General features: G+C 42.7%; 22 protein-coding genes and 1 other annotated feature. Of the genes, 4 read left to right on the top strand and 18 right to left on the bottom strand.

The features are described from left to right. Positions 1–38 precede the first annotated feature (38 nt). The 3 genes from BMZ71_RS05185 to BMZ71_RS05175 all read right to left on the bottom strand — a co-directional run bounded on the left by BMZ71_RS05185 (position 39) and on the right by BMZ71_RS05175 (position 3,451). Complete coding sequence (locus BMZ71_RS05185; RefSeq protein ID WP_086988801.1) at positions 39–485, bottom strand: MerR family transcriptional regulator; 447 nt, start codon at positions 483–485, stop codon at positions 39–41. A 216-nt stretch (positions 486–701) separates the two neighbouring features. Further along, entirely contained in the window at positions 702–2,087 is a 1,386-nt protein-coding gene (locus BMZ71_RS05180; protein ID WP_086988750.1) for a PTS transporter subunit EIIC, read from the bottom strand. After that, positions 2,087–3,451, bottom strand: coding sequence for a glycoside hydrolase family 32 protein (locus tag BMZ71_RS05175; protein WP_245734385.1), 1,365 nt, complete (start codon positions 3,449–3,451; stop codon positions 2,087–2,089). The genes BMZ71_RS05180 and BMZ71_RS05175 overlap by 1 nt, the downstream gene beginning before the upstream one ends. Positions 3,452–3,600: 149 nt before the next feature. Here BMZ71_RS05175 and BMZ71_RS05170 point away from each other — a divergent pair, with 149 nt between their 5' ends. Together BMZ71_RS05170 and BMZ71_RS05165 are read left to right on the top strand one after the other, a co-directional pair. Then, positions 3,601–4,461 (top strand): AraC family transcriptional regulator, encoded by an 861-nt coding sequence (locus BMZ71_RS05170; protein ID WP_086988751.1) that lies wholly within the window; start codon positions 3,601–3,603, stop codon positions 4,459–4,461. Next, on the top strand, positions 4,458–6,650 hold the full coding sequence (locus BMZ71_RS05165) for an alpha-galactosidase (RefSeq protein ID WP_177187498.1): 2,193 nt from the start codon (positions 4,458–4,460) through the stop codon (positions 6,648–6,650). The genes BMZ71_RS05170 and BMZ71_RS05165 overlap by 4 nt, the downstream gene beginning before the upstream one ends. 105 nt (positions 6,651–6,755) lie before the next feature. Here the strand turns inward: BMZ71_RS05165 and BMZ71_RS05160 are convergent, their stop codons facing one another. From BMZ71_RS05160 to BMZ71_RS05145, 3 genes are all read right to left on the bottom strand, one after another. Beyond that, positions 6,756–7,679, bottom strand: a complete 924-nt coding sequence (locus BMZ71_RS05160; protein WP_086988804.1) for an ROK family protein — start codon at positions 7,677–7,679, stop codon at positions 6,756–6,758. Positions 7,680–8,134: 455 nt separating this feature from the next. After that, complete coding sequence (locus BMZ71_RS05155; protein WP_068561166.1) at positions 8,135–9,163, bottom strand: 3-deoxy-7-phosphoheptulonate synthase; 1,029 nt, start codon at positions 9,161–9,163, stop codon at positions 8,135–8,137. A 58-nt stretch (positions 9,164–9,221) separates the two neighbouring features. Next, positions 9,222–9,463 (bottom strand) — a binding site (T-box leader). Positions 9,464–9,550: 87 nt separating this feature from the next. Next, complete coding sequence (locus BMZ71_RS05145; RefSeq protein WP_086988752.1) at positions 9,551–10,927, bottom strand: 6-phospho-beta-glucosidase; 1,377 nt, start codon at positions 10,925–10,927, stop codon at positions 9,551–9,553. Positions 10,928–11,184: 257 nt separating this feature from the next. Between BMZ71_RS05145 and BMZ71_RS05140 the strand changes: the two genes are divergently transcribed. Beyond that, complete coding sequence (locus tag BMZ71_RS05140) at positions 11,185–12,078, top strand: MurR/RpiR family transcriptional regulator (protein WP_086988753.1); 894 nt, start codon at positions 11,185–11,187, stop codon at positions 12,076–12,078. Between the two features lie 241 nt (positions 12,079–12,319). Here BMZ71_RS05140 and BMZ71_RS05135 read toward each other — a convergent pair whose 3' ends face one another. From BMZ71_RS05135 to BMZ71_RS05120, 4 genes are read right to left on the bottom strand one after another with little or no spacing between them, the layout of a single operon-like run. Next, on the bottom strand, positions 12,320–12,553 hold the full coding sequence (locus BMZ71_RS05135; protein WP_086988754.1) for a DUF3850 domain-containing protein: 234 nt from the start codon (positions 12,551–12,553) through the stop codon (positions 12,320–12,322). 20 nt (positions 12,554–12,573) lie between these two features. Further along, positions 12,574–13,095: an AAA family ATPase gene (locus BMZ71_RS05130; RefSeq protein WP_086988755.1), complete on the bottom strand. Its 522-nt coding sequence runs from the start codon at positions 13,093–13,095 to the stop codon at positions 12,574–12,576. Positions 13,096–13,103: 8 nt separating this feature from the next. Then, positions 13,104–13,484: an ASCH domain-containing protein gene (locus BMZ71_RS05125; protein ID WP_086988756.1), complete on the bottom strand. Its 381-nt coding sequence runs from the start codon at positions 13,482–13,484 to the stop codon at positions 13,104–13,106. Beyond that, a complete protein-coding gene (locus tag BMZ71_RS05120; RefSeq protein WP_086988757.1) occupies positions 13,462–14,508 on the bottom strand; it encodes a GNAT family protein in 1,047 nt (348 codons plus the stop codon). Before BMZ71_RS05120 ends, BMZ71_RS05125 begins: the two co-directional genes overlap by 23 nt. A gap of 170 nt (positions 14,509–14,678) precedes the next feature. Here BMZ71_RS05120 and BMZ71_RS05115 point away from each other — a divergent pair, with 170 nt between their 5' ends. Then, a complete protein-coding gene (locus BMZ71_RS05115) occupies positions 14,679–15,266 on the top strand; it encodes a histidine phosphatase family protein (protein ID WP_086988758.1) in 588 nt (195 codons plus the stop codon). Between the two features lie 228 nt (positions 15,267–15,494). Here BMZ71_RS05115 and BMZ71_RS14820 read toward each other — a convergent pair whose 3' ends face one another. The 8 genes from BMZ71_RS14820 to BMZ71_RS05080 form a co-directional block, all read right to left on the bottom strand. Next, positions 15,495–15,662: a hypothetical protein gene (locus tag BMZ71_RS14820; protein WP_177187497.1), complete on the bottom strand. Its 168-nt coding sequence runs from the start codon at positions 15,660–15,662 to the stop codon at positions 15,495–15,497. A gap of 296 nt (positions 15,663–15,958) precedes the next feature. After that, positions 15,959–16,624, bottom strand: coding sequence for an NAD(P)H-dependent oxidoreductase (locus tag BMZ71_RS05110; protein ID WP_086988759.1), 666 nt, complete (start codon positions 16,622–16,624; stop codon positions 15,959–15,961). Between the two features lie 294 nt (positions 16,625–16,918). Continuing rightward, positions 16,919–17,752 carry a dihydrodipicolinate synthase family protein gene (locus tag BMZ71_RS05105; protein ID WP_086988760.1) on the bottom strand — a complete coding sequence of 278 codons (834 nt, stop codon included), beginning with the start codon at positions 17,750–17,752 and terminating at the stop codon, positions 16,919–16,921. Between the two features lie 149 nt (positions 17,753–17,901). After that, on the bottom strand, positions 17,902–18,633 hold the full coding sequence (locus tag BMZ71_RS05100) for a YcjF family protein (protein WP_086988761.1): 732 nt from the start codon (positions 18,631–18,633) through the stop codon (positions 17,902–17,904). A gap of 198 nt (positions 18,634–18,831) precedes the next feature. Then, positions 18,832–19,797: an aldo/keto reductase gene (locus tag BMZ71_RS05095; protein WP_086988762.1), complete on the bottom strand. Its 966-nt coding sequence runs from the start codon at positions 19,795–19,797 to the stop codon at positions 18,832–18,834. 93 nt (positions 19,798–19,890) lie between these two features. Next, positions 19,891–20,790, bottom strand: a complete 900-nt coding sequence (locus BMZ71_RS05090; protein ID WP_086988763.1) for a LysR family transcriptional regulator — start codon at positions 20,788–20,790, stop codon at positions 19,891–19,893. Between the two features lie 72 nt (positions 20,791–20,862). Further along, positions 20,863–21,189, bottom strand: a complete 327-nt coding sequence (locus BMZ71_RS05085) for a nucleotide pyrophosphohydrolase (protein WP_086988764.1) — start codon at positions 21,187–21,189, stop codon at positions 20,863–20,865. A gap of 88 nt (positions 21,190–21,277) precedes the next feature. Further along, positions 21,278–22,624 carry a reverse transcriptase domain-containing protein gene (locus BMZ71_RS05080; protein ID WP_086988765.1) on the bottom strand — a complete coding sequence of 449 codons (1,347 nt, stop codon included), beginning with the start codon at positions 22,622–22,624 and terminating at the stop codon, positions 21,278–21,280. Positions 22,625–23,158 lie beyond the last annotated feature (534 nt).

Raw genomic sequence — 23,158 nt, 5'->3', positions numbered from 1 at the left:
GGAATATTTACTACAATGTTTACTCTATACTATGGAGTTTACTCCACAGCAAGCGGTATTTCCTGTTTTTTGAAATGTTTCATTGTCCAGAGCTCTTCAACCTCGTCATCACTCAGTTCACCGGCATTGATTTTAGCGACATGATCATCAAACGTCTCGATCTTGTACTCCAGCAGATCCCTTGCGTGCATCATCTCCTCCAGCTTGGCATTGATCTCTGTCAACTGATCCTGCAGAATCTGTTTTTGGGCTGCCCGAACATTCTCCTTCGATTGCGCCAAGGTTGCGAACTCGATCAGCGACTCGATCGACAAGCCCGCCTTGCGCAAACTCTTCGCCAGAAAAATCCAATTGAGGTCCCGTTTGGCATAGATGCGGTAGCCATTTTTGTCGCGCGTTATCGGCGGAATCACACCCACCCGTTCATAATATCTGATCGTATCGATCGGCAGGTCGAACATCAGCGCTACTTCTTTACTGTTCATCATCTTCACTTCTCTCTTGTACTTTGTCTATGCATCCATTATAAACCATGGAGTGCACTTCAGGTCAAATCGCGTGATTGAAGGACCAGCAGGCATCATTCTCAATCCCGCTGCAGATCATTCCAAAAAAAATCCCCGCCTCAAATTGTACACGCATCATGCGTACAATCAGAAGCAGGGGTTATTTTCACTTTTCAGCCATCAATAAACTTTTTTTTAGAACGTATCGTCTTTCTTGTAGCCAAAGAACCAAGTTAATGCGAAGGAGACGCTGAATGCTACCAGATTTACAAGTATATAGTAAGGCAATTGTTCATTCAAATATAGCAAGGTTCCAGGGATGCCAGTCAATGCCATTCCGGTTGCGCGCAGATTCAATAGTGAAGCCAAGAAACCACCCACACCACCACCGATCATCGACATCACAAACGGCCTTACCAATCGCAACGTCACACCGAAAACAGCTGGTTCTGTAATCCCTAGTGCGGCTGAAAAAGCTGAAGGATAAGCAATCTGTTTGATTCTTGGGGAAGTAGTTTTGATCGCTACTGCCAAGACCGCGCCAGCCTGCGCAATATTTCCGCAAGTTCCGATAGGATTAAGCATGTTCCAGCCAGTTTGACTCAACATATTTATTTCCAGAAAATTCAGAATATGATGGATACCGAAAATGCCGAGCAATTGTCCGAAGCTTCCGTATATCAATCCGCCAATTCCGAAAGGTAGTGTCAACAAGGCTTCTACTACATGCAATACACCCAATTCAACTTCATGGAATATCGGGCCAATGAAGAACAGCGCAATAATCAATCCAAGAAGCAACGTCAAAAATGGAGTGAGGATCAAGTCCAAAGAATCCGGAATTTTCCGTTTTAAAGCACGTTCAATTTTTGAACCGATGATGCCCGTGACAAAAGCCGGCAATACGGATCCCTGATAGCCGACAACTTTTATGAAACCGAAAAACACCAGAGGCTCAGCTGCTTGTTGTCCTACCTCATAAGCATTCGGCAGTACGGAACTGACTAACATCAAACCGAGAACGATCCCCAATATGGGCGTTCCGCCGAATATTCTGAACGTCGACCAGGCCACCAAAGCAGGCAGGAAAGCAAAAGCTGTATCCGTCAAAATTTGTGTGAACAATAAAAATTGCTGCGGAATATCGCTTGGGGTTAAGCCGATAAGTCCCAGGATTGCTTCCTGTGTCACTAATCCTCTGAGCCCCATGAATAATCCTGTTGCTACCAATACAGGGATGATCGGCACGAACACATCCCCAAAAATCCGAATAGCGCCTTGAAGAGTCATCTTTTGATCTTCTTGCGAATCAGCTGACGCCTGGCTTCCAGAATTTTCAACTAAAGGCGCAAATTCGTCGTAGACCTTGTTCACAAGCCCGGTCCCCAGGATGATCTGATATTGACCCGAATTATAGAAACTGCCTTTGACTTTTTCGAGGGACTCGATCCCTTCTACATCGATTGCCTCTTTGTCGTTTATTATGATGCGAAGTCTCGTTGCACAATGCTCAACCGACTTCACATTTTGTCTTCCCCCAACAAGTGCCAGTATTTTTTCTGCAAGTTCTTTGTTATTCATTAGACTTCCTCCTGATACGAATAATAATCGATTGAGCCGTTTCCTTGTAGACCCTTATAAGAAATATCGCGCTGTTCTTCTTCACAAAAGTAACGCATGGAGAATACTTTTTCACCTTTATTCATAAAAATTTCCATAGCTGACGTATCGTTGAATATTTGAATTTCAAATAGTTCGGGAACGTGCAGTTCCTTTTGTTCACGTTGGCCGGAAACCCAGTTGATGCGACTGATGACCAATTTTGATCTGCCATCATAATGGATGACAGTGTTTCCATTATTCATGGATATTTCTAATGGCGTTATTTGATTCACGAGTTGTATATGCAACTCATAAGCCCCGCTGTCAGAAACAAAAGCAGCACTGCTTTCGGTTAACCTATTTCGTTTCTTCCTCAGCATTTTTAATTCTTCCAACGGCCGTTGATAAAGACGATCGTTTTCCCAAAATAATTCCCTTGGGATCGTAAGGCAATGCAAGTAATTGAAAGCTGCAGTTGGACAAGCCAGTTCTTCTGCTTCATCCATCCGGGACATCCATCCCACCACAATTCTTCTGTTTTTTTCATCGACAAAAGACTGTGGAGCGTAAAAATCAAACCCATCATCCAACAAAATAATATCGCTCTCTGGACGAAAACGCTTATCTTTTTTTTCAAATGTTCCCACAATATAGCCCGCATAGCTGGAAATATTTTCATTCCCATCTGCTATCGAAGTCCTTTTCTGGGGACAGACCACCAAAATTTCAGCATCGTCCAATTGGAAGTAATCCGGACATTCGCACATTTGATCCAGCGTTTGCGCCGAGTAGAACACCCCTTCATATTCCCATTCGCCTAAATCAGTTGCGCTGAACAAATTGACGGCACCAACTTGATCAATTGTCTGCGCTCCTACAATCATCCACCACTTTCCATCTGATTGCCATACTTTTGGGTCTCTGTGATGCTCTGTAAAACCATTTGGTGTTTCAATTACCTTTTCGCTCTTGGTGAACGTACAGCCATTTGAGGAGCAGGCCATTCTTTGATAGCTTTTGCGTGTTCCATTGTTCTTTGTATTGCCAGTATAAAAAACATACAGTTTATTGTCATGTTCAATCGCGCTTCCGGAATAAACGCCCTCGCTATCTTCCTTGCTGTCGGGCAGCAGTGCTGAACCCAAATGCTCCCAGTTATTCAAATCCGATGAAACAAATGCTCCCCATTCCTTGTAGCCGTGATCCAAACCAAACCTATTCCATTGATGGAAAAAATAATATCTCCCTTGAAATTGAACAAGCCCATTCGGATCGTTCAAGAGTCCTCGATCAGGTTCAAGATGAAAGAGATTCCGATGTGGATTTTCCTTAATGATAATCACTCCTCTAATCAAATTAACAAACTGAAATTATGCGCTTTCATTCGTCCTTGTTAGATACATAATACCAGAGCTTGTCCCGAATAGAATATGGAAAAAATACAGAGGTATATGGAAAATTCTAATATCAAGATAGCCATCGGGAGAGATGTATGTATAATGAAACCATGGATAAAAATATCAGAGAGTACACCGATAAGTTCACAGATTTTTCAAAAAAGAGCATCTCTGACTTCATTCTTTACAACAGTGGGATTGAATATTGTGAAGCTGGGTACAGCTATGGACCAAAGCGCAGAGATTATCACTTTATTCATTTTGTTAAGGAGGGCAAAGGCTCACTGGAAATCAATGATAAAAAGTTTGAGGTTCATGAGAATCAACTCTTTATTGTCCCTGCAGGCGAAATTTCTACCTATACCGCCGCAATGGATTCGCCATGGAAATATTCCTGGATAGGCTTTTTGGGTATCCAATCGCATAATTATGTCCAAATGCTTTTGCAGTCAACTGAAGAACACTTTGTTTTGGACTGCGCGGATGCTGAATTGTATGAAACCAAAATAATGAAGATCATCGAAATGTCCAGCGATGACAGCACCGCTTCTTTCTTAAAGATCAACGGAATCATGTATGACATCATCGGAACCTTGCTCGAAGAATGCATCAAACATTCAAACACCAGCTACTCCTCATCTGTTTCATCGAAAGCAGTGAGATATATGGATTTACATTATCATGACGATATCCATATTTCTGATATCGCTGCCTTTGCGGGCATTCATCCGAGCTATCTGGCGGGAGTCTTCAAATCCGAAATGGGAATCAGTCCAAAAAAATACCTGACAAATTTAAAGATCAACAAAGCCAAAGAGTTGCTGATAGCTACGGAAGATCCCATCAACATCATCGGCAGCTCCGTAGGTTTCAGCGATGCCCTTTCATTCTCAAAATTCTTCAGAAAAGAAACAAGCCTGTCACCATCCCAATATCGAAAGGATTACAAAAAATGAACAAACAGATGATTTTATACGATAATCAACGACAAGTCTTCCACCTTATGAACGACAATATAAGCTATGTCTTTGAGATCGTTGAGGATACCTACTTGGCGCATCGTCATTGGGGCAAAAGAATTGAATCCTATTCCCTATCGAATAAATCGACATTAAAAAAACGGACATTTGCAGCGATGACTGTTCCCGAGCGTCCTGAATTTTCCCTTGAATACGTGCCACTGGAAGTGAGTTTCCCTAACCAAGGCGATTATCGTGAACCTTCCGTCCAGATAAGAATGGGCAATGGCTATACCGTCAGCCGATTCGCCTATGAAAAATTCGAAATTTCAGACGGGGCACCTGAATTCACTGCTTTTCCGCATGCAAGAGACATCCCCGAATCACACGCGCAGACACTGACCATCCATTTGGTCGATTCCATTTCAAACATTCGCTTGTTGCTGTTTTATACGATTTTTGAGGATGTAGACATCATCATCCGTTCAAGCAACATCATCAACGAGAGCCGTTCAAGTGTGATGATCGAAAAGCTGTTCAGTGCCTCAATTGATATGCGGTACGATGGTCAGTTGAGCACCACTTTTTATGGGACACACCAAAAAGAATATCAATTGAACCATCAACCGATCAGCCACGGGAAGTTTTCTGTCGGCAGCAACCGCGGCGCAAGTGGACCTCAATACCCGCCGTATCTCTCGATTTCTAAAGACGCCACAGAATTTGCCGGTGACGTACACGCAATGACCTTGATCTATAGCGGCAACCATCTGAGTAATCTTGAAAGGGATCAGTATAATCACTTGCGCTTACAGATTGGTTTGAACCCGGATGCGTTCGCATGGCAACTTGGCCCTGATGAATCCTTTCAGAGCCCCCAAGCTGTGTTGAGCTATAGCGACAAAGGCTACAACGGAAATTCGAATGCATTCCACCAATTTTTCAATAAGCATCTGATCCCACAAACCTGGGCCAAGAAACCGCGGCCTGTCTTGGTGAACAGCTGGGAAATGAGTTATTTCGACGTTTCAGAAAAAATAATGAAGGATCTGATCGACTCAGCTAAGGAAATGGGTTTTGAGACTGTTGTGCTGGACGACGGGTGGTTCGGGGAACGGACCAGCAGCAAGACTTCACTTGGCGACTGGCAAGTAGATGCAAACAAATTCCCGAACGGCATCAAACCACTTGTTGATTATGCAAAGGAACAGGGCCTGCAATTCGGCATCTGGTTCGAGCCGGAAATGATTTCGCCAAACAGCGATTTAGTCAAGAGCCATCCGGACTGGGTCATGCGCACCGCGGAATACGAACCCTTGCTGGGAAGGAGCCAGTACATTCTGGACCTTACAAACGCAGAAGTTCAGACTTTCATTATCGACCTGCTGACACGAAGCATCGAAGATTTCGGTGTCAGTTATATCAAATGGGACATGAACCGCCATATGACTGACCCGGCTTCCAACTTACCGAATCGAACTCACGCGAACGAGTACTCGCACCGTTACATGCTGGGGCTTTACCGCATACTCGATACTATAACGACTCTTTTCCCTGAAGTCCTTTTTGAGAATTGCTCAAGCGGCGGCGGAAGATTGGATCCGGGAATGTTATACTTCATGCCCCAAACTTGGGCCAGCGATAACACCGATGGCTTGGACAGACAGCGGATCCAATACGGCGCTTCCTACCTGTTTCCGCCTTATTCCTTGACTGGTCATGTTTCATCCGTACCGAATCATCAAACGGGACGCGTGATAGATTTTGAAACGCGGAAGCATCTCGCTTCCTTCACGAATATGGGCTATGAGATGGACATCATGCAGCTCAGCGACCACGAAAAAGCTGTCGTCAAAGACCATGTCGAAGGCTACAAGGAAGATCGGGACTTCTTGATGGCAAGTGAATTTTATCGATTGGAATCACCCTTCGACACCAACCACTGTACCTGGATGTTCACTGATGAGGCCCGGAATAAAATTATCGTTTACGTCTTCCGCAATACCTATGATGTTTCCGAGTTATCTTTACTGATCAAGATTCCCTTTATTGATCTGAAAGCAAACTACGTCGAGGTCAGCAGCCAGACACAGTATTCCGGATCGGAACTTGCTAATTGCGGCATTGCATTGGAGAACCCGATCGGCGACCACCTAGCTTTGAGATTGGATTTTGAAAAGTGTTAAGAATACGTTTTAAAAATGAAAATAACCTCCACATAGAGCAGTATTGCTTGCTCGTTGGAGGTTATTTCTATTTTTTTATATTCCAGATTGATTAGTTGTGTCCAATCAGATAGATGGCATTGACAGTTCTTCATCCGCATTCAGCAAAAGCTGATACAGGGCTCCCAACAGGTTTGCATCATTCAGGAAGCGGCAGCTGTCGATTTCGACTTCCGTCAATGTGATTTCCACGAAAGGCAGCCCGGCGCGGATGGCGCGGTATTGTTTGCGGATTTCTTCGGTTACGATTGGTTGCGCGCTGATCCCTCCGCCGATGACGATCTTTTCGAGATCTAGGATGGCTTGGATGTTGCAGATCATATAGGCGATTTCCCTGGCGAAGGCTTCGAAAATCGGATAGACGTTCGGGTCTTTTTGGTTGATCGCTTCGAAAGCAGCTGCCCCGTCCTTCAGATCCTCTGTCCCCAACACCCGATTCACGCTTTTAACTAGCCCGACCGCCGAGCCCGTCTTACCGTACGTATCATCGAAACTAGGCTTATCAGACGGCTTCATCATGAAGCTCAATTCGCCGGCCTGGAAATTTTTGCCCTGATAGAGCTTCCCGTCAAGAATCAGCCCGCCGCCTATGCCGGTCCCGAGCACAAGTGCCAGACCGTTTTCGATGCCATTGAGGTTGCCGAGCCACAGTTCGGACAAAGCTGCAGCCTTACCGTCATTGATGACAGAAATCGGCAAAGCAAATTTCGGCTGAAATTCGTCGATGAAGGAAATGCCGTCCAGAAAAGGCAACGCTCCGCCGAAGGAAATCATGCCTGTTTCCGTGTCGATTTTCCCCGGACAACTGAAGGCGATCCCGCGAATCTCATCCAGAACAAGTTCGATTTCATTTTCCAATGTGGCGATGAATGCGCCGTATTCGTGCGGCGTGCGCACTTGTTTCTTGGACTGGATCTGACCGGAATGGTCGATCAGAGCCAATTTGATGTTCGTTCCACCGATGTCGATGCTTAAGTAGTTTTTCTTCATGTCAGTCCCGCCTTCGCTCATTTATGAATACATCCGCTCTTCAATACAAAAATCAGGGCGCGGCGAGTTAACCCGCCTCACCCTGAACACTATTATTTTTCCAGTTTTCGTTCATCTAAGTCTTTTATAATATTATCATATTCTTTGTCCAATTTATAGAGGTAGACGAAAATTAACGAAACCGCTGTCAGTGCCAACGGGACGTAAATGTAGGCCACATTTACCGCACTGATGGCACTGCCAGAGAGCAATTCTCTCGCCGGAGGAGATTAGCCAAAAAATGATTACCTCCGACCATAGCGGCTTCGCCGGAGTACAGTCGCCACAAATACAGCCACCTCGGGCCAATATTCCCTCGTCGGAGCTGACGGTTTCCTTCGGCGGGCCGACCTTCGAAACAGCAAACACAAAAAGGCCAGGATTTCTCCTGGCCCCACATTTATGCATTTATGCTCTTACGCGTTATCCGCGATGTATTTAACCAATTCTTCTGTATCTTCCCAGCCTAGGCATGGATCAGTAATGGATTGGCCGAAGACTGTTCCGTCGTCTTCTTGACGGCCGCCTACTAGATAGCTCTCGATCATGAAGCCGCGCGCAAGTTTTTTGATGTCATCGTTCCAAGAACGGTTGAACAGCGTTTCTTTGACGATGCGGATTTGTTCCATGTGTTTTTTGCCGGAGTTGTCATGGTTCGTGTCGATCATGATGAACGGGTTTTTGTAATCGCCGCCTTCGTATGCTTTCACGACTTTGACAAGATCTTCGTAATGGTAGTTCGGGATGTTTTCGCCGTAATCGTTCGTGCCGCCGCGCAAGACAACGTGCGCCAACGGATTGGAGCTGGACTGGACTTCCACGCCGTTGTGGATGAATTTTTGTTTTTGTTGGGCAGCGTAAACGGAATTGAACAACACTTTCAGATTGCCGCTGGTTGGGTTTTTCATGCCGGCCGGGTGATCGATTCCGCTGGCAACGAAACGGTGCTGTTGGTCCTCAACGGAGCGCGCGCCGATTGCGTGGTAGCTGACAAGATCATCAACAAAATCCAGGTTTTCAGGGTACAGCATTTCGTCGGCTGTCGTCAGGCCTGTTTCTGTGATGACGCGGTTGTGCAGGCTGCGCACAGCAGCGATTCCTTGGATCAGGTTGCTCTTTCCGGTAGGATCTTGTTTATGCAACAAGCCTTTGTAGCCATCGCCGGTCGTACGCGGTTTGTTTGTGTAGATACGGGGAACCATGAATACTTTATCTTTGACTTGTTCCTGCAATTTCGCCAAACGACGCACATATTCCATTACCGCTTCTTCATCGTGAGCGGAACAAGGTCCGATGACCAAAAGGATGCGATCGTCTTTGCCTTCAATGATGTCGTGCAACTCTTTATCGCGTGCTGCCTTCATCGCTGCTTGCTCAGGCGTCAGCTTGGATAATTCTTTGACTAATTCAAAATCGATTTTTTCACTCAATGCTTTGAAACTCATAGTAATCCCTCCATTTTCTCTTCAACAAAAAAAGCTTCGTCCATTCCAAATTTTCATTGGAAAGGACGAAGCCGTATAGACTCGTGTTACCACCTTTGTTCATAGACCACTCGCGCAAGTCTACCTCGATAGGTACATTATAATACCCTAGCGAAATAACGAACGCTATCACCCGTCGCAGCCTACTTGATTCAGTGCGAAGTTCAAAGATGAATTCGGCTATCTCGCATGTGTGCCTCGCATCGACCGGCACCTTTCTGGTCAGCTCAATAACGTACTACTTCTTATCATCACTTTTTATGTTGTTTCTCAGAATATACTCATTTTTCAAGGAAATGTCAAATGGTTTTTTGAAAAAAAGTGAATGATAGGGTTTTCTTGTCGTAATTAGTCCAAGTCTTTTGCGATTTCGTCTTTGACGGTCACGCCTTCCGCTTCCAAACGAGCGATCGTTTCAGCGAATTGCGGCAAGTGTTTTTTATGCGCGATGAACAATTCATCCATGATGCGTTTCGCAGTGTTACCTGAACGGATCAACGGGTTGATTGTGAATGCTTGCAATGCTGTACCGTAGTCGCCTGTTACAGCCGCTTCGATCGTCAACAACTCCATCGCTTTCATCACTTGCAACCAGCCTTTTTCAGCAGTCGGCAATTCACCGAAAGCAACGTTACGAGCGCCTTGTGCACCAACGTAAGCTGTTACTTCGACTACGCAGTCAGCTGGCAAGTCAGGAACAGCGCCATTGTTTTTGGTCGATACAACGATTTGCGTGTCTTTGTTGGCGTAGATGGCTGCGATTGTCTCACAGGCAGCATCGGAGTAGTACGCTCCGCCACGTTTTTGCAATTGTTCCGGTTTGTGATCCAAGTTCGGATCTTTGTATAATTCGAACAATTCAGCTTCTGTCTCTTTCACTTGTTGCGCACGCGTGCCTACGCCATTGAACTCTTCCAGACCGTGTTCCAGCATCTCTTCTTCACGGTAGTAGTAACGGTGGTAGCCGCAAGGGATCATGCCCATTTGTTCCAATTGTTCTCTGTAGAACGGAATATCATGGATGTTTTTCGGAAGGCCCGCATCTTTGTCGAACATGGCATCGATCACTTTGTAAGTAACATCATTGCCTTTTTTGTCAGCGACTTTATGCCAGTGGAAGTGGTTCAAGCCGGCAAATTTGTAAATCAGATCCTCTTTTTCAACGCCTAATGCTTTCGGCTCAGTCATGGTAGCCATAACCGGAACGTTGCACAAGCCCATTACTCTGTCCCATTTGCCGTAGCGGACGACTGCTTCTGTTACCATACCGCTTGGATTTGTGAAGTTGACCAACCAAGCATTCGGGCAAAGTTCTTTCATGTCTTCAACAATTTCCAGAATGACAGGGATTGTACGGAACGCTTTGAACATACCGCCAGCGCCGTTCGTTTCTTGCCCCAGCATGCCATAGGAGAAAGGAATGCGCTCATCTTTGACGCGAGCATTCAGTAAACCGACACGGAATTGCGTCGTTACGAAGTCAGCATCCTTCAAAGCTTCTCTGCGGTCCAAAGTCATATGGATCTTCACGTCGTAAGGGGAAGCATCCCACATACGTTGCGCCATTGTACCCACGATTTCTAATTTTTCTTTCCCTGCTTCGATATCCACTAACCAGATTTCGCGGATAGGCAGTTCATCGTAACGTTTAATGAAACCTTCCATTAATTCAGGTGTGTAGCTGCTTCCTCCGCCGATTGTTACAATTTTAACGCCTTTTGTCATATGTATATTCCTCCTCGTTTCGTTTACAAGGTTATTATCCATCATGTAAATACCGATAACAAGGGTTCTGGGTACACTTCAAAACCTTTTTACAAAATTCACGCAAAATCCGCCTAAATATTCAAATCTTTTTCGCTTTTTGACCTTTTTTGAGCATAATATCGTTTACATGTCATTTACATTAATTTATAATTTTTGTAAATAGAAAGAAAGGCTGAACGGGTTCGTTTAGCCCTGATTAAGGAGGTATGCAAATCATGCTGATACGCGAAAAAATGGAAACGATCAAGTTTTCTCCGGCTGAAAAAGAAGTCGTGGACTACCTACTGCGTTATCCGGAAGTGTTGGATGAAAAGACGATGCAGGAGATCGCAGCGGAAACCTATACGCAGCCTTCCACACTGATCCGCATCGCCAAAAAATTGGGTTTTGCCGGATGGGTGGAATGCAAAAAGGCTTACCAGGAGGAGCACGACTATCTGACCCGCAATTTCGTCGACATCGATGCCAACCTGCCGTTCAAAGCCAACGACTCGATCATGACGATCAGTAAAAAGATGGCCTCTCTCGGACAATCAACTATTGAGGACACGCTCTCGCTGATCCACCACGATACGCTGCAGCAAGCGAAGCAGATGCTGGTGAAGGCAAAGCATATTCAAATCTTCGCCACCAATGCCAATATGCTCATCCCACAGGACTTTGCCTTGAAGATGAACCGGATCAAGCATCACACAGCCATCTCTACCATCAAAGGCGAAGACGTCTACACAGCCTACAACTGTCCCGAGGGCACCTGCGCCATCTTGATTTCCTATACCGGCGAAAGCAACGCAATGAAACAGATCGCGAATATATTGAAATCTGAGGGCATCCCCACGATCGGAATCACGAGCATCGGCGACAACTACCTCTCGCGGGTGGTGGACTGCTATCTACCGATTACGACGCGCGAGAAACTATATTCAAAGATCGGCAACTTCACGGTCAACCTTTCCGTCATTTATCTGCTGGATGTCCTGTATTCGATCGTGTTTGCCGAAAAATACGAGGAGAACCTGGCCCATATCATCCGCTTGGGCAAAATAGCCGACAAAAGGAAGACCAGTTCGGATATCATGCAGGAGGATACTGGTGCGGGAAAATCTTAATGATTAAATATTGGCACTCATACCGTAAAGTTATTGAAACTACAGCGTACTGTTGTAGAGAATTGGAAATTTAAGCAATAATATAACTTAGCCATTGGTATTTACAGATATCCCAATTCATTCGCAATAAACTCCTCAAGAAAAGTTAATCGGAACTTTTGCTTGAGGAGTTTATGAATGCGATATAAGCCATTTAACATAGTTTGGTAACAACATGACCGTGATCATTGTTTTGTGTTTATTAATTTTTTTTGAAACTAAAGACAACAAATCCTTCTTTTTGCTGATAATCAGTAATATAAGTTATTGTCCCTGATACTTTCCTTCCTGTATATCTTCTTTTACTATCTATTTCATGTAGAAGGATACTATCGCCAACTTCAAATTTTCTATCGTTGTACCTAATCTCAAAATTTTTGATTCCTTCAAATACAGCATCAAAATATTGTTCATCAATTTTGAGTTCATGTATCATAATAGCATCACCTCTTTACATTATACCGTTATAAAATCAATTAACTCTTGGTACATTTTTTCTTGATCAAAAATAAAAATGGGAATCCCTTTTTGAATTGAATAGCTGACAGCTTGTTCTTCTTCAATTTTTTGAAACTCCATAATTTTATTTATATCCCATTTCACATTATCTCTTTTTTCTAGTCTCTCTTTAATGATAAGGGGACTTTCTCTTTTCAGTATTATTTTATTCATATTAGTCCCTGCAAAAGTATCAAATGATAGCCTCTCGACAGCATTATCTTTATTAATTAGGGAAAAATGACCATCTAAAATAAGTATTTTTGATTCAGGAACGGATAAATTAAATAATTCGCTTTTCCAAAGTTGTTGGTTCTCATCAATCCCATCTGTTAACTTATTTGAAGCAGCTATTTTCTTACCCGCTTTTCTGATTAAGTCGCTAACAGATGCATACACTATCGGACAGTCCGCATTAATTCTATGTAGTAGAGTCGATTTCCCTACACCATGCACTCCCGCTAAAAATATATATTCCATTTTTACATCTACTCCTCAATGTAACAAAATGATTGTGGTGCAGCCTTGATATTCTCGTTAAAATTATTTAATTCCATAGGCTTATCATACTTAATGAATTTTTTTATAGGGATAGCAAATCCAACATCCCTTCCCTCAAAATACTCATTAAAGAACTTTTGAGAAATCCCTGAATAATTCTTGGTTTCATTCCAAATATTCGATGGTCGATCTCGAATAATACTTCCAATTTCAAATTCTCCGACCACTTTGCCAAATGGCTTAGTTGCGTACACTACAACAGAAGAGACATCAGTTCTAGTAAAAATACTTTTTCTGTATTCGAATTTTTTTCTGCCCTCAATTATTTCCTCTACAAATTCAGGTTTAATCGATAATAAAACCTTCATGAACCTCACCTATCTCCAATAATTTATTGAATTGCATATCTTGTAATTCGATGCAACTCCATCGTTGATCTCGAGACAATCCAACTTCGTCTATCAGTTTTTTTCTTATAACACGATTGGTCAATGGGACATTATACAACATTTTTATTATGTACGGATATTTTTTTGTGTTCCAAAAACTAATTAATTCATCTTTAGAGAAGATAGATCCTTTTCCGCTATAGTATAAAAAATCATCCAAAGTTGAAAAGGAATTGATGTTCCTTACTTCAATAACAGTACAAATTGAAGAAGCGACTGAGCTAAATTCAGCAGGTTTACCGTATTCTGCGGTACGATAAATGACAATTAAATCGCCTTTCTTCATTTCCATGACGTTCGGAATTGCACATATATAAATTTTTTCTACAGTGTTAGTGAATGAGAGGTCTTCAACAATATGATTGCGTTCAGTATGTAATTTTGAATCAGGAAATAGTTTTGTGTGAAATATTGGATAGATTGAAAGTAAAAATTTCCGCGGGTTATTTCTAGTGTTTATTAAGGGGAAATCTTTATATTCATCATTGAATACTTCGATATCCCTATAATATACTAGCTCTCCATTGCCTTTTGTTCCCCACTTACGAAAACCAAACTTTTCAAATAATCGTATTAATCCTTGTTGCTTTTCAAAGAGTGTAACATAAGTGAAATTATGCTCCTCATTAAACATTTTCCTTAAAATAATACTCAAAAATCTTTGACCCAAAACTGTACCATGAGACTCAATTTTAAATGTGCCAATTTTTAATCTTCTTTGTTTTTCAAAAATGGGTGATACACTGAAATCTTCCTCATCCTCATCTTTTAAGTATAAAAACCCGGCCAAATTAGCGTTTTCTCGAAAGATGTATGCATCTTCATTAGATTTCCTGCTAAACCAACCCTCAAAACCATCATAATCTTCTTTTAACGACTGAAAAAAAGGGTCATCAATGTCTATTTCTGAAATTTTCACCTTTTGGATAACATCATTTTGCATTGCTAAAACCTCCCTATCAAACGTATGTTCTTTTTTATTTTAACATACCAGTTAATTTATAGATAGGCAATTAATCTTTAATCTTTAACTTTTTAGGATTTGTTTACGTCCCTTGACATGAAGTCCACTCCAAGGTTTACAATAGACTGAACTAAATCTGGAGGAATACTATGGAAAAAATATTATATCTGATGCGTCATGGCGAAACAGAATTCAATGTGCGGAAAAAGATCCAGGGCTGGTGCGATTCCCCGCTGACAGAAATCGGCATCCAACAGGCAAAAATAGCCGGAACCTTCTTTTCAAATAATCAAATCGAAATAGATCATGCCTATTCTTCCACATCGGAACGCGCTTCAGATACCCTCGAAATCGTGACCGACAATCAGATACCTTACCGACGTCTGAAGGGCCTGAAAGAATGGAACTTCGGCGCTTTCGAAGGGGAAAGTGAACATCTGAATCCGCCTATCCCCTATGGCGATTTTTTTGAAAAATTCGGCGGCGAATGCGAAGAACAAATGCGGGAACGCCTCGCAAACACCCTAAAAACGATCATGGACTCTGCTGATCATCAAACCGTTTTGGCAGTATCGCACGGCGCAGCCTGCAGAGGTTTCATGAGAAGTTGGGCTCAAAATCAACAGGTAGATCAAAAGTCAAGATTGAAGAATTGTTGCATCCTGAAATTCATCTACAAAGCGGACGAGTTTCATTTGGTCGACATCATCAACCATGATTTCAGTCAAATCCAATAACAACTTGGCCCCATAAAATCCATGCAAAGCCACAACACGAAAAAACAGCCGGAAGACGTCAGTTGACGTCTCCGGCTGTTCTCGTTTCAGTATGCTTCTACCTAAGTGCTCCACTGCAGGGAATCACTCAGTTTCTTTCTGCATCTCATCAGTACCAATCGGCCGCTTTTGGCTACTCGCGAATCGGCAATCGTTTGATCAGCTGCAGAACTCCCCGCTGACCGGCAATTATTGATTCGATTCACAACCGCAGATACTTTCCATTTTTTCGGTCATTTCATCCGTAAGTACGTTGCTCATAAAAGCGCCGTAGTAGTTTTTCTTCATTTCCATTTCAACTTTGAAATGTTCGCATTCCTGTAAAGTCATATCGTTCAAATTAACGTAATTTTTCATATTAGGTTCCTCCTTGTGTAAAAACTTATGTAATGTAACAGACTGTTTGGCCGAAGCGAGATCAACAGGCATATTTCTGATGAGATGTATATCATTTATACCCTGATATGGTCTTTAAGTCAATAATACTGCTCAGCCAATATTGTTCCAAATATCCATTTCAGTCTATATAATGCAAAAAAACAGGAAGATAGCCCTACACTTGATAGGATTGTTTTCCTGCTGTCTTTGTTGTTTTTCTGGTGCACTTTGAAGCAGTCACCGTAAATTTGGGAACCAATTCACCGTCGAAATGCTCAGTCGATCACTTCAAGGATTTCATCCAAGGACTGTCTTTTCTTCGGCGTAATAGGTTCATTGCGGTAACCCAACCCGAGCATATAGGAAACCCCGAACTCGTTAAGGTCGACCAGACCTTTTTCCGCCAGGTATTTCTCAACATTAACTTTATTGAAGCCCTCGATCGGACAGCTGTCGATTCCTAAAAGAGCTGCGGTGGTCATCATGTTGGCCATCGCGATGTATGTCTGCTTGGAGGCCCAATCGTACAAGGTACGCTCGTCCGTCAACTGCTGATTGTTCTTCTGGAAGTTGTCGAAGTACTGGCTACGCGGCGAGTCAATCGCAAATTCCGCGCCGAGCACATCCTCCACGATGTGCCGTACATGATCACTTTCGATGGTCACATTTTTTCTGGCCAATGCGATGACGAAATGGCTAGCGCCATTGAGGCTATTGACAGCACCAGCGGCGATCCCTTTCAATCCCTCTTTGATCTCTGCATTGTTCACCAACAAGAATTTCCAAGGTTCATACCCGAAGGAACTCGGCGATAAGCGTGCCGATTCAATAATCGTTTCCCAATCTTCCACGGCAATTTTTTTCGTGGGATCGAAGGATTTGGTGGCATAGCGGCTTTGGTGTGCTTCGATGATTTGTGCTCTTAACTCAGGTGTCGACATAAATGGATCTCCTCACTTTTCATGATAACATTCTCAAATAAACTATATATTCAATATACTACTTTTTTATGGAACATACGGCAAGGGAGATGCCTTCCGCTGAACCCAACAATCGGAACACAGTACACTCTTAATGCAGCTCCGGCGAAGGGTCCCTCGACGGAGCTTGAGATCATATTTCAATTCTATTCTCCTGTGAAAGCTCGCTCACAGGAGATGCCGATGTTTGAATGACTATTTCATCCGGCGAAGCGCCTCTGACCGGAGTTCAGCCTTTTACATAGAACTGAGTTGTTACAGATTTCCCAGCGGCGAACGTGCAATGCCCATATCGATCTGTGTGTGCTTCGTGATTTCATTCTTAATGTAAATGATCGGGTTATCCGCAAAAACGTTGTGAATCTTCTCTTCGATTCCGGCGTTTTTTGTTTTGTCCGCGCGCCCGCGCAACAAATCCGTGAAATATGCTTCTACCTCGCTAGGATACAGATTACCCGCCATCGAGGACAAGCGGTTTGCGCCCAATGCGATTTTTTTATCCAAGTCGATCTCCCCGCCGGCATAGACGTAGATCTTTTTGTCCGCAACGGAAATCAATTCGGGGATGCGCGCGCTGTCCCCCGCATCTTTGATGCCGATAATGTTGGGCAGCCTGATCAATTCAGCAAAAGTGTCCAGCTCCGGATTGAACCCCGTACGCCGCGGATTGTTGTAGAGGATGATGGGCTTTTCAATAACTTTGGCGATAGCTTCCACATAGAGCCTCGCTTCTTTTTGCGAAGGCAAAATATAGGGTGAAAAACCCAGAAGTACGCCATTGATTTTAGCGCTCGCGTTGACTTTCTCAGCCAGCTGCAGTGCTTCCTTCTGCCTGATGCTAGCCACTCCGAAGATGATCTCCAGGTCATCCGGCAGGAAAGTGGCCGCATCGATGCTTTTCAACAGCTGCAATTTCTCCGCCAACGTCAGGCTATGTTGCTCCCCGGTCGTGCCGCATACCATGACCGATTTCACACCCTGGTCATAGAGATTCCGGATATGCTGCAAAGTTGCTTCCGTATTCAGATCCTCGTTATCGTAAAACGCGGTAGGGACCGCGATATGGTATTCATTCACTAAATCATGCATGTGCCTCTCCCCTTCAACAGTGATTATAGAAACTATTATATCACTGGCTTCCAAAATACTTCATCCATTAAAGGCCCCTCAATGATGCAGTTTAAAAAAAGACAAAGCAACTGCTACTTTGCCCCTAGCGAATTTATCTGTCATGAAATTCATTTTTTATTTGATGATTTATTGGAGTTCTGAAGTGTTTTGAACAATGTATCGAATTGTCCTTTGAACGACATGGCTTGGTCGAAAATATCTTCACCGTCATTCAACATTTTCACGGTTACCCAACCTAAGGATTCTGTGATAGTGCTGGCAACGGCACCGTTAATTGCGGCACCTGCAACAGTGCCTACCGCAGGAACCAATTTCAGGATATTACCGACTGCAGCTCTCCCAAAACCAACAACGATCAATTCCCTGGATAGGCTTTTTCCAAGGCTTTCGGACCATGATTGACCGAATATCTTGTGCAGACGAGACATCATGGTTAATTGAACGGGAACCAGCAAAAAAGCATCTGAAAACGGGATTGGCGAGCAACCGATTATGGCTGCTGTCAGAGACGCAGCGTGAACAGTCTTATGACATTTCTTGCGTTTTTCTTCATCGACACCATTCAAAAATTCGTCGAATATCCCATCAAATTGATTTTTACTTTTGTCGAGGATTTTTTCAGCCTGCTCTTTTGACTTGTCATAAGCGTTTAGGACACTGGCTGATGTCTTTTGCGGTAATTTTTTTAGCACTTCAGAGAAGAAAGATTCAAATTCTTTATCTTCTTGCTTCAGTTCACTGGCAGGAAGTTCTGATTCAACCTGTACTTCCGCTAGCTCCTCTTTTTCTGGATCTCCTGTTTCCCCGATATTCGTCTTTTTTCTGAACATTTTTTTCATGATAATCCCACCTCTTTTAGTTAATCATCATAGTCTCTAATCTAATCATACACCAGAGTGCCAGAATCCCCAAAGAAAAGAAAACCCCACAAAACCAGCGCATTATTTAGCGGCCAATTTTTGTGAGGGTTCAAGTATAATTAACCATTATTGCTTGAAGTACAAATTATTATGGTGCAGATATACGGCAGGCTCTGATCAGAAATGCGTTTCATCGATATCAAGGGCATCCAAGGCTGCGTTGATACCCTTCAATTCCTCTGGACTCAGCTCTATATCCACCCCACCTAAATTTTCTTCCAGACGGTGCATTTTCGTTGTGCCGGGAATCGGGACGATCCACGGTTTTTGTGCCAGTTCCCAAGCCAAAACGATTTGCGCGCTCGTGGCGTTCTTGCTGTCGGCGATTTCTTTCAATAAGTCCAACAGCACTTGATTTTTTTGCATCACTTCAGGGCTGAATCTGCCCATCTTGTTGCGGAAGTCCCCTTCCGGATATACCGTGTTCGCATCATATTTTCCGCTCAAGAAACCATTTCCGAGTGGGGAATACGCGACAAAGCCGATGCCCAATTCTTCGCATACTTTAAATATTTCGTCTTCCGGCTCTCTGAAAACCATCGAATATTGATTTTCGATGCAGGTAACCGGGCAGACTGCATGGGCCCTTCTCAGATAATCCAAAGGTGCGTTGGACAAGCCCCAATGCTTGATTTTCCCTTCAGCCAGCAATTCCTTCATTACCCCGGCAACCACTTCCGGTTCAACCTCGGGATCGACACGGTGTTGATAATACAGATCGATATAATCAACGCCCAATCGTTCCAAGGACCCTTCCAGCTGTTCCCTGATGGAATCCGGCTTGCTGTTCAGATCATTTTCAGGTTTGCCATCAACCATTTTCTGCCCGTAGATGCCGAATTTGGTGGCGATGATCACGTCTTCACGGTTGTAGATTTCCAAGGCTTTGCCCAACAACACTTCATTCGCTTCGCCGTAGACAACCGCAGTATCAAAGAAATTGCAGCCCAATTCGACAGCGCGTCTGATCAGCTTGATCATTTCTTCCCTGTCAGCCGGCGCACCGTAGGCATGATCCATCCCCATGCAGCCCAGCCCGATTGCCGATACTTCCAACCCTTGTCCCAATACTCTTGTTTTCATCTCTGTTTCCCCCTTCTTACTATTACCTCTTCAGTATAGTAAAAAAGAGACTATTAAGAAGTCTCTCTTGGCTCACAAGTTGCAACCCAAAGGTTAGGACTGGGCCTCGTATATCCGACTGATGATTTGCAGGAATTTTTTGACATCCTTGGATGGCGTGTTTGAATGCAGGATCCCCATCGGAATCGTATGCTTCCAGCTGATCGGAATGATTTTCAGCAAAGGATGGACATTTCCCCATTCCTTCACACCGATCAGAACCGCATTGTCATTTTCACATTTGTTGAAGACATTCACATCGAAAAATGAAAAATCTTCAATCTGAATCCTCGGATAGTTTTCTGCCAGATTATCCCTGACTTCATCAAACGCACTCATATAGCCGCGTTTGATGAGCATGACCTTCTCATCGAACAGATCCTCAATCGCTATTTCATCATTTGCTGCCAAGCGATGATGGAGCGGGACCGCCGCACAAAGGGGTGTATCATACAATTTCAAGGCCGAACAATTCCGCTCGTTCAATATGTTCTCGCTGTAGATGCCCGCGACTAGATCGATGTTCCTGCCGAAATGATTCATGATTTCCCGCGCATTCTCCGGAGTGTTTTCAAATGAAACAAGTTCGAATTTCAGATCCGGATTATGTTGGCGGATCTGGGGCCACAGACTGACCAAAAACTGGACAGGCGTCGTCAATGAAGTCCCGATCCGCAGGACGTGTTTCGGCTCGGCCACCATTTTTTCAGCCCGTGCGATCGAATCTTTGGCATACTGGATAAGATATTTTGCATCCCGGTACAAGGATTCGCCCGCAACTGTCAATTGGACACCCCGATGCGTCCTGACAAACAAATCAAATCCCAAACTGTTTTCCAGAAGATTGATTTGTTTCATGACAGCATTTGGTGATACAAATAGTTCTTCGGACGCTTTATTGAAACTGCCTGAATCGGCAACTTTTATGAATGTATCCAATTGATGATTGTACATTAAATCAACCTCCCGCCTGTATCCTGGCAATAGGCTGAAGATCAAATCGCTTCTCAGCTTTACTCACGCACGTTACAGCTCTGTATACTTTTCTTTATTCCCTCTACTCTTGTCCACCGGATACTTGATGTTGTTCTTCTCCAGCTTTGCCTCAATTATTTCATCGATATCCAAATCTAGGTTGCTTGCCAGCATATGCGAATAGATCAACACATCCGCTAGTTCCTCCTTGATCCGTTCGATGCTGTTCTCTCTGACTTCCTCGGGAGATTTCCATTGGAAGAGCTCCAGCAGTTCTGCGGCCTCCAACGAAATCGAGATGGCAAGGTCCTTTTCGTTATGGAATTGGCGCCAATCGCGGTCATCGCGGAATTGATTGATTTTGTCCATTGTGTTCATGTGTGTCATCCCTTTCTTGCAGCCTTTAGTGCTCGTTGCTGGCCTTCAATATTTTCTGTTGAATGTTTTCCTTAATGGTCAAAGATGTTTAAACTTGAGTATGAATCTTAATTCCAAGTCTTTTTTCAAGGTTCTTTTTCCTATTCTTTATTTGTTGCATCATTAAATTTTCAGTATTGGGAGATAATTGATCAAAAGTATCTTGCGCTCTTTGAGCATAGGCTATAAAATTCCCAAAATCTCCTCTATTTATGCCAAGATCCGTGTATAAACTATATATCATTTTTCGATAAGGTAATTCTTGTATGTTTTTTCTTTCTCTCACCTTTTTAGAGCTATCAATCAGCTTATATGCCTTGCGATAAAATTTATATGGACTTTTCCCTCGCATTCGGACTCTTTTTCCGTCGAATACAAAACCTAAATAATCAATATGAGAAACTTTTTTCTCTTTTAGATTGGTTATCCTATTTTCACTATAATCAAATAACCCTGTTTTAGTCTCTTGTATTTCAATTTTATATTCCTCGGCTAACGCTCTAACTCTTTTTTCAATTGCTTCAATTTGAGTTTGAGAGACTACACCGCTGATTTGTTTTTTGGGAATGACCAATATAAAATCATCGGAATATCTTCGATACATTCCGAGGTGTTGATCTGCCAAATTCTTCATGCAAACATCAAATTCAATCGAATAGACATTTGCAAACACTGCACTTATTGCAGTACCTTGTGGAATCCCATATTTTTGTTCATTTTTACTAATTGAGTGCTTTCTCTGAAAATTTCGAAAGTCTTTCATTTGAGGGAAATAACTCGCTTTTTTGGCATTTCTAATTTCTTTATCAGTGCCAAATATTTTGATTAATAAGTCTTTTTCATAATACCCGTACTTTGTTACAGATTTATATACGTTAAACCAATCACTACTCAGCTTTTGTTTTTGATGTATCCTTAGTAGATTCTTTTTCATTATTCTATGGTCAATGTTATCAAAAAAGTTAGTGAAATCTCCCACCAAAATATAGGCTTCTTCTAAATAAGAAATTCTATTGATAATTTCAGCCGCAAAATCAATGTTTGATTTTCCCTTTTTATTGTTCCGATAGGCAGTTGAACATTCATCCACTTCATGAACGAGGACCCATTCATTATAATTGTCATTTAATGTCTCTGCATAATATTTATAAATGTAATTATCAAGATGTCCGGCATACATAATGTCCCTATTTTTTGTTTTTATTGGGCGGTTATTCATTTCCGGATTTTTACATCCGATATTTTTATCGAATGAAGTTACATAGTGAATAAATGGTAAAAAGCTATGCACCGCAATCCTTTTGGGATCTGTTACATAGCTTTCAATCTTTTCAATTTTAACTCTATGATCAAAGTGTAGATAACGTTTCGATCTGTATTTTGTAGAATCTAACATATTACACCTCTTTTTTTGGAGCGGAAGGAATTGCAGATCTGGTTTCTGGCAAATATTCCTTCTGCAGCGCTAGGCCATAGAACTACAGTATTGACCCATTTCTTTTCTGTAGCACACCAGAGTGATTCAACTAATCGTTTATAATGTTATTGAGGAGATCTTAGGAGGCCCAAGTCTGATGAATACCGCTCTACCTACGTCGACCTGCATCACAATCTTGTTAATTCGAGGATTATTAATATTAATATTCCTTGAAATTAACTCAAAGCAGAACTTTACTGAGCTGTTCAGTGAGTTACTACTTGACTGTTACAAACATATAATTCTACTAACATGATAATAGTAGGCTTTCTTATTATATCACTTATTATATAAAACATCATTATATTTCTTTTTATTTTGATTGAATAGTATTAAGCAATAGCATTAACCGTATTAACCTATAAATTTATGAATTTTTTATATTTCGATATCATATCATCTAGGTATACTTTCTTGGTTACAGGTTTCATACTAAAAAGTATGGAATTTGAT

Source organism: Trichococcus flocculiformis (assembly GCF_900113645.1).
Taxonomy (GTDB): Bacteria; Bacillota; Bacilli; order Lactobacillales; family Aerococcaceae; genus Trichococcus; species Trichococcus flocculiformis.
Note: the sequence above shows the minus strand (reverse complement) of the source record. Positions and strands in the feature narration are given on the sequence as shown.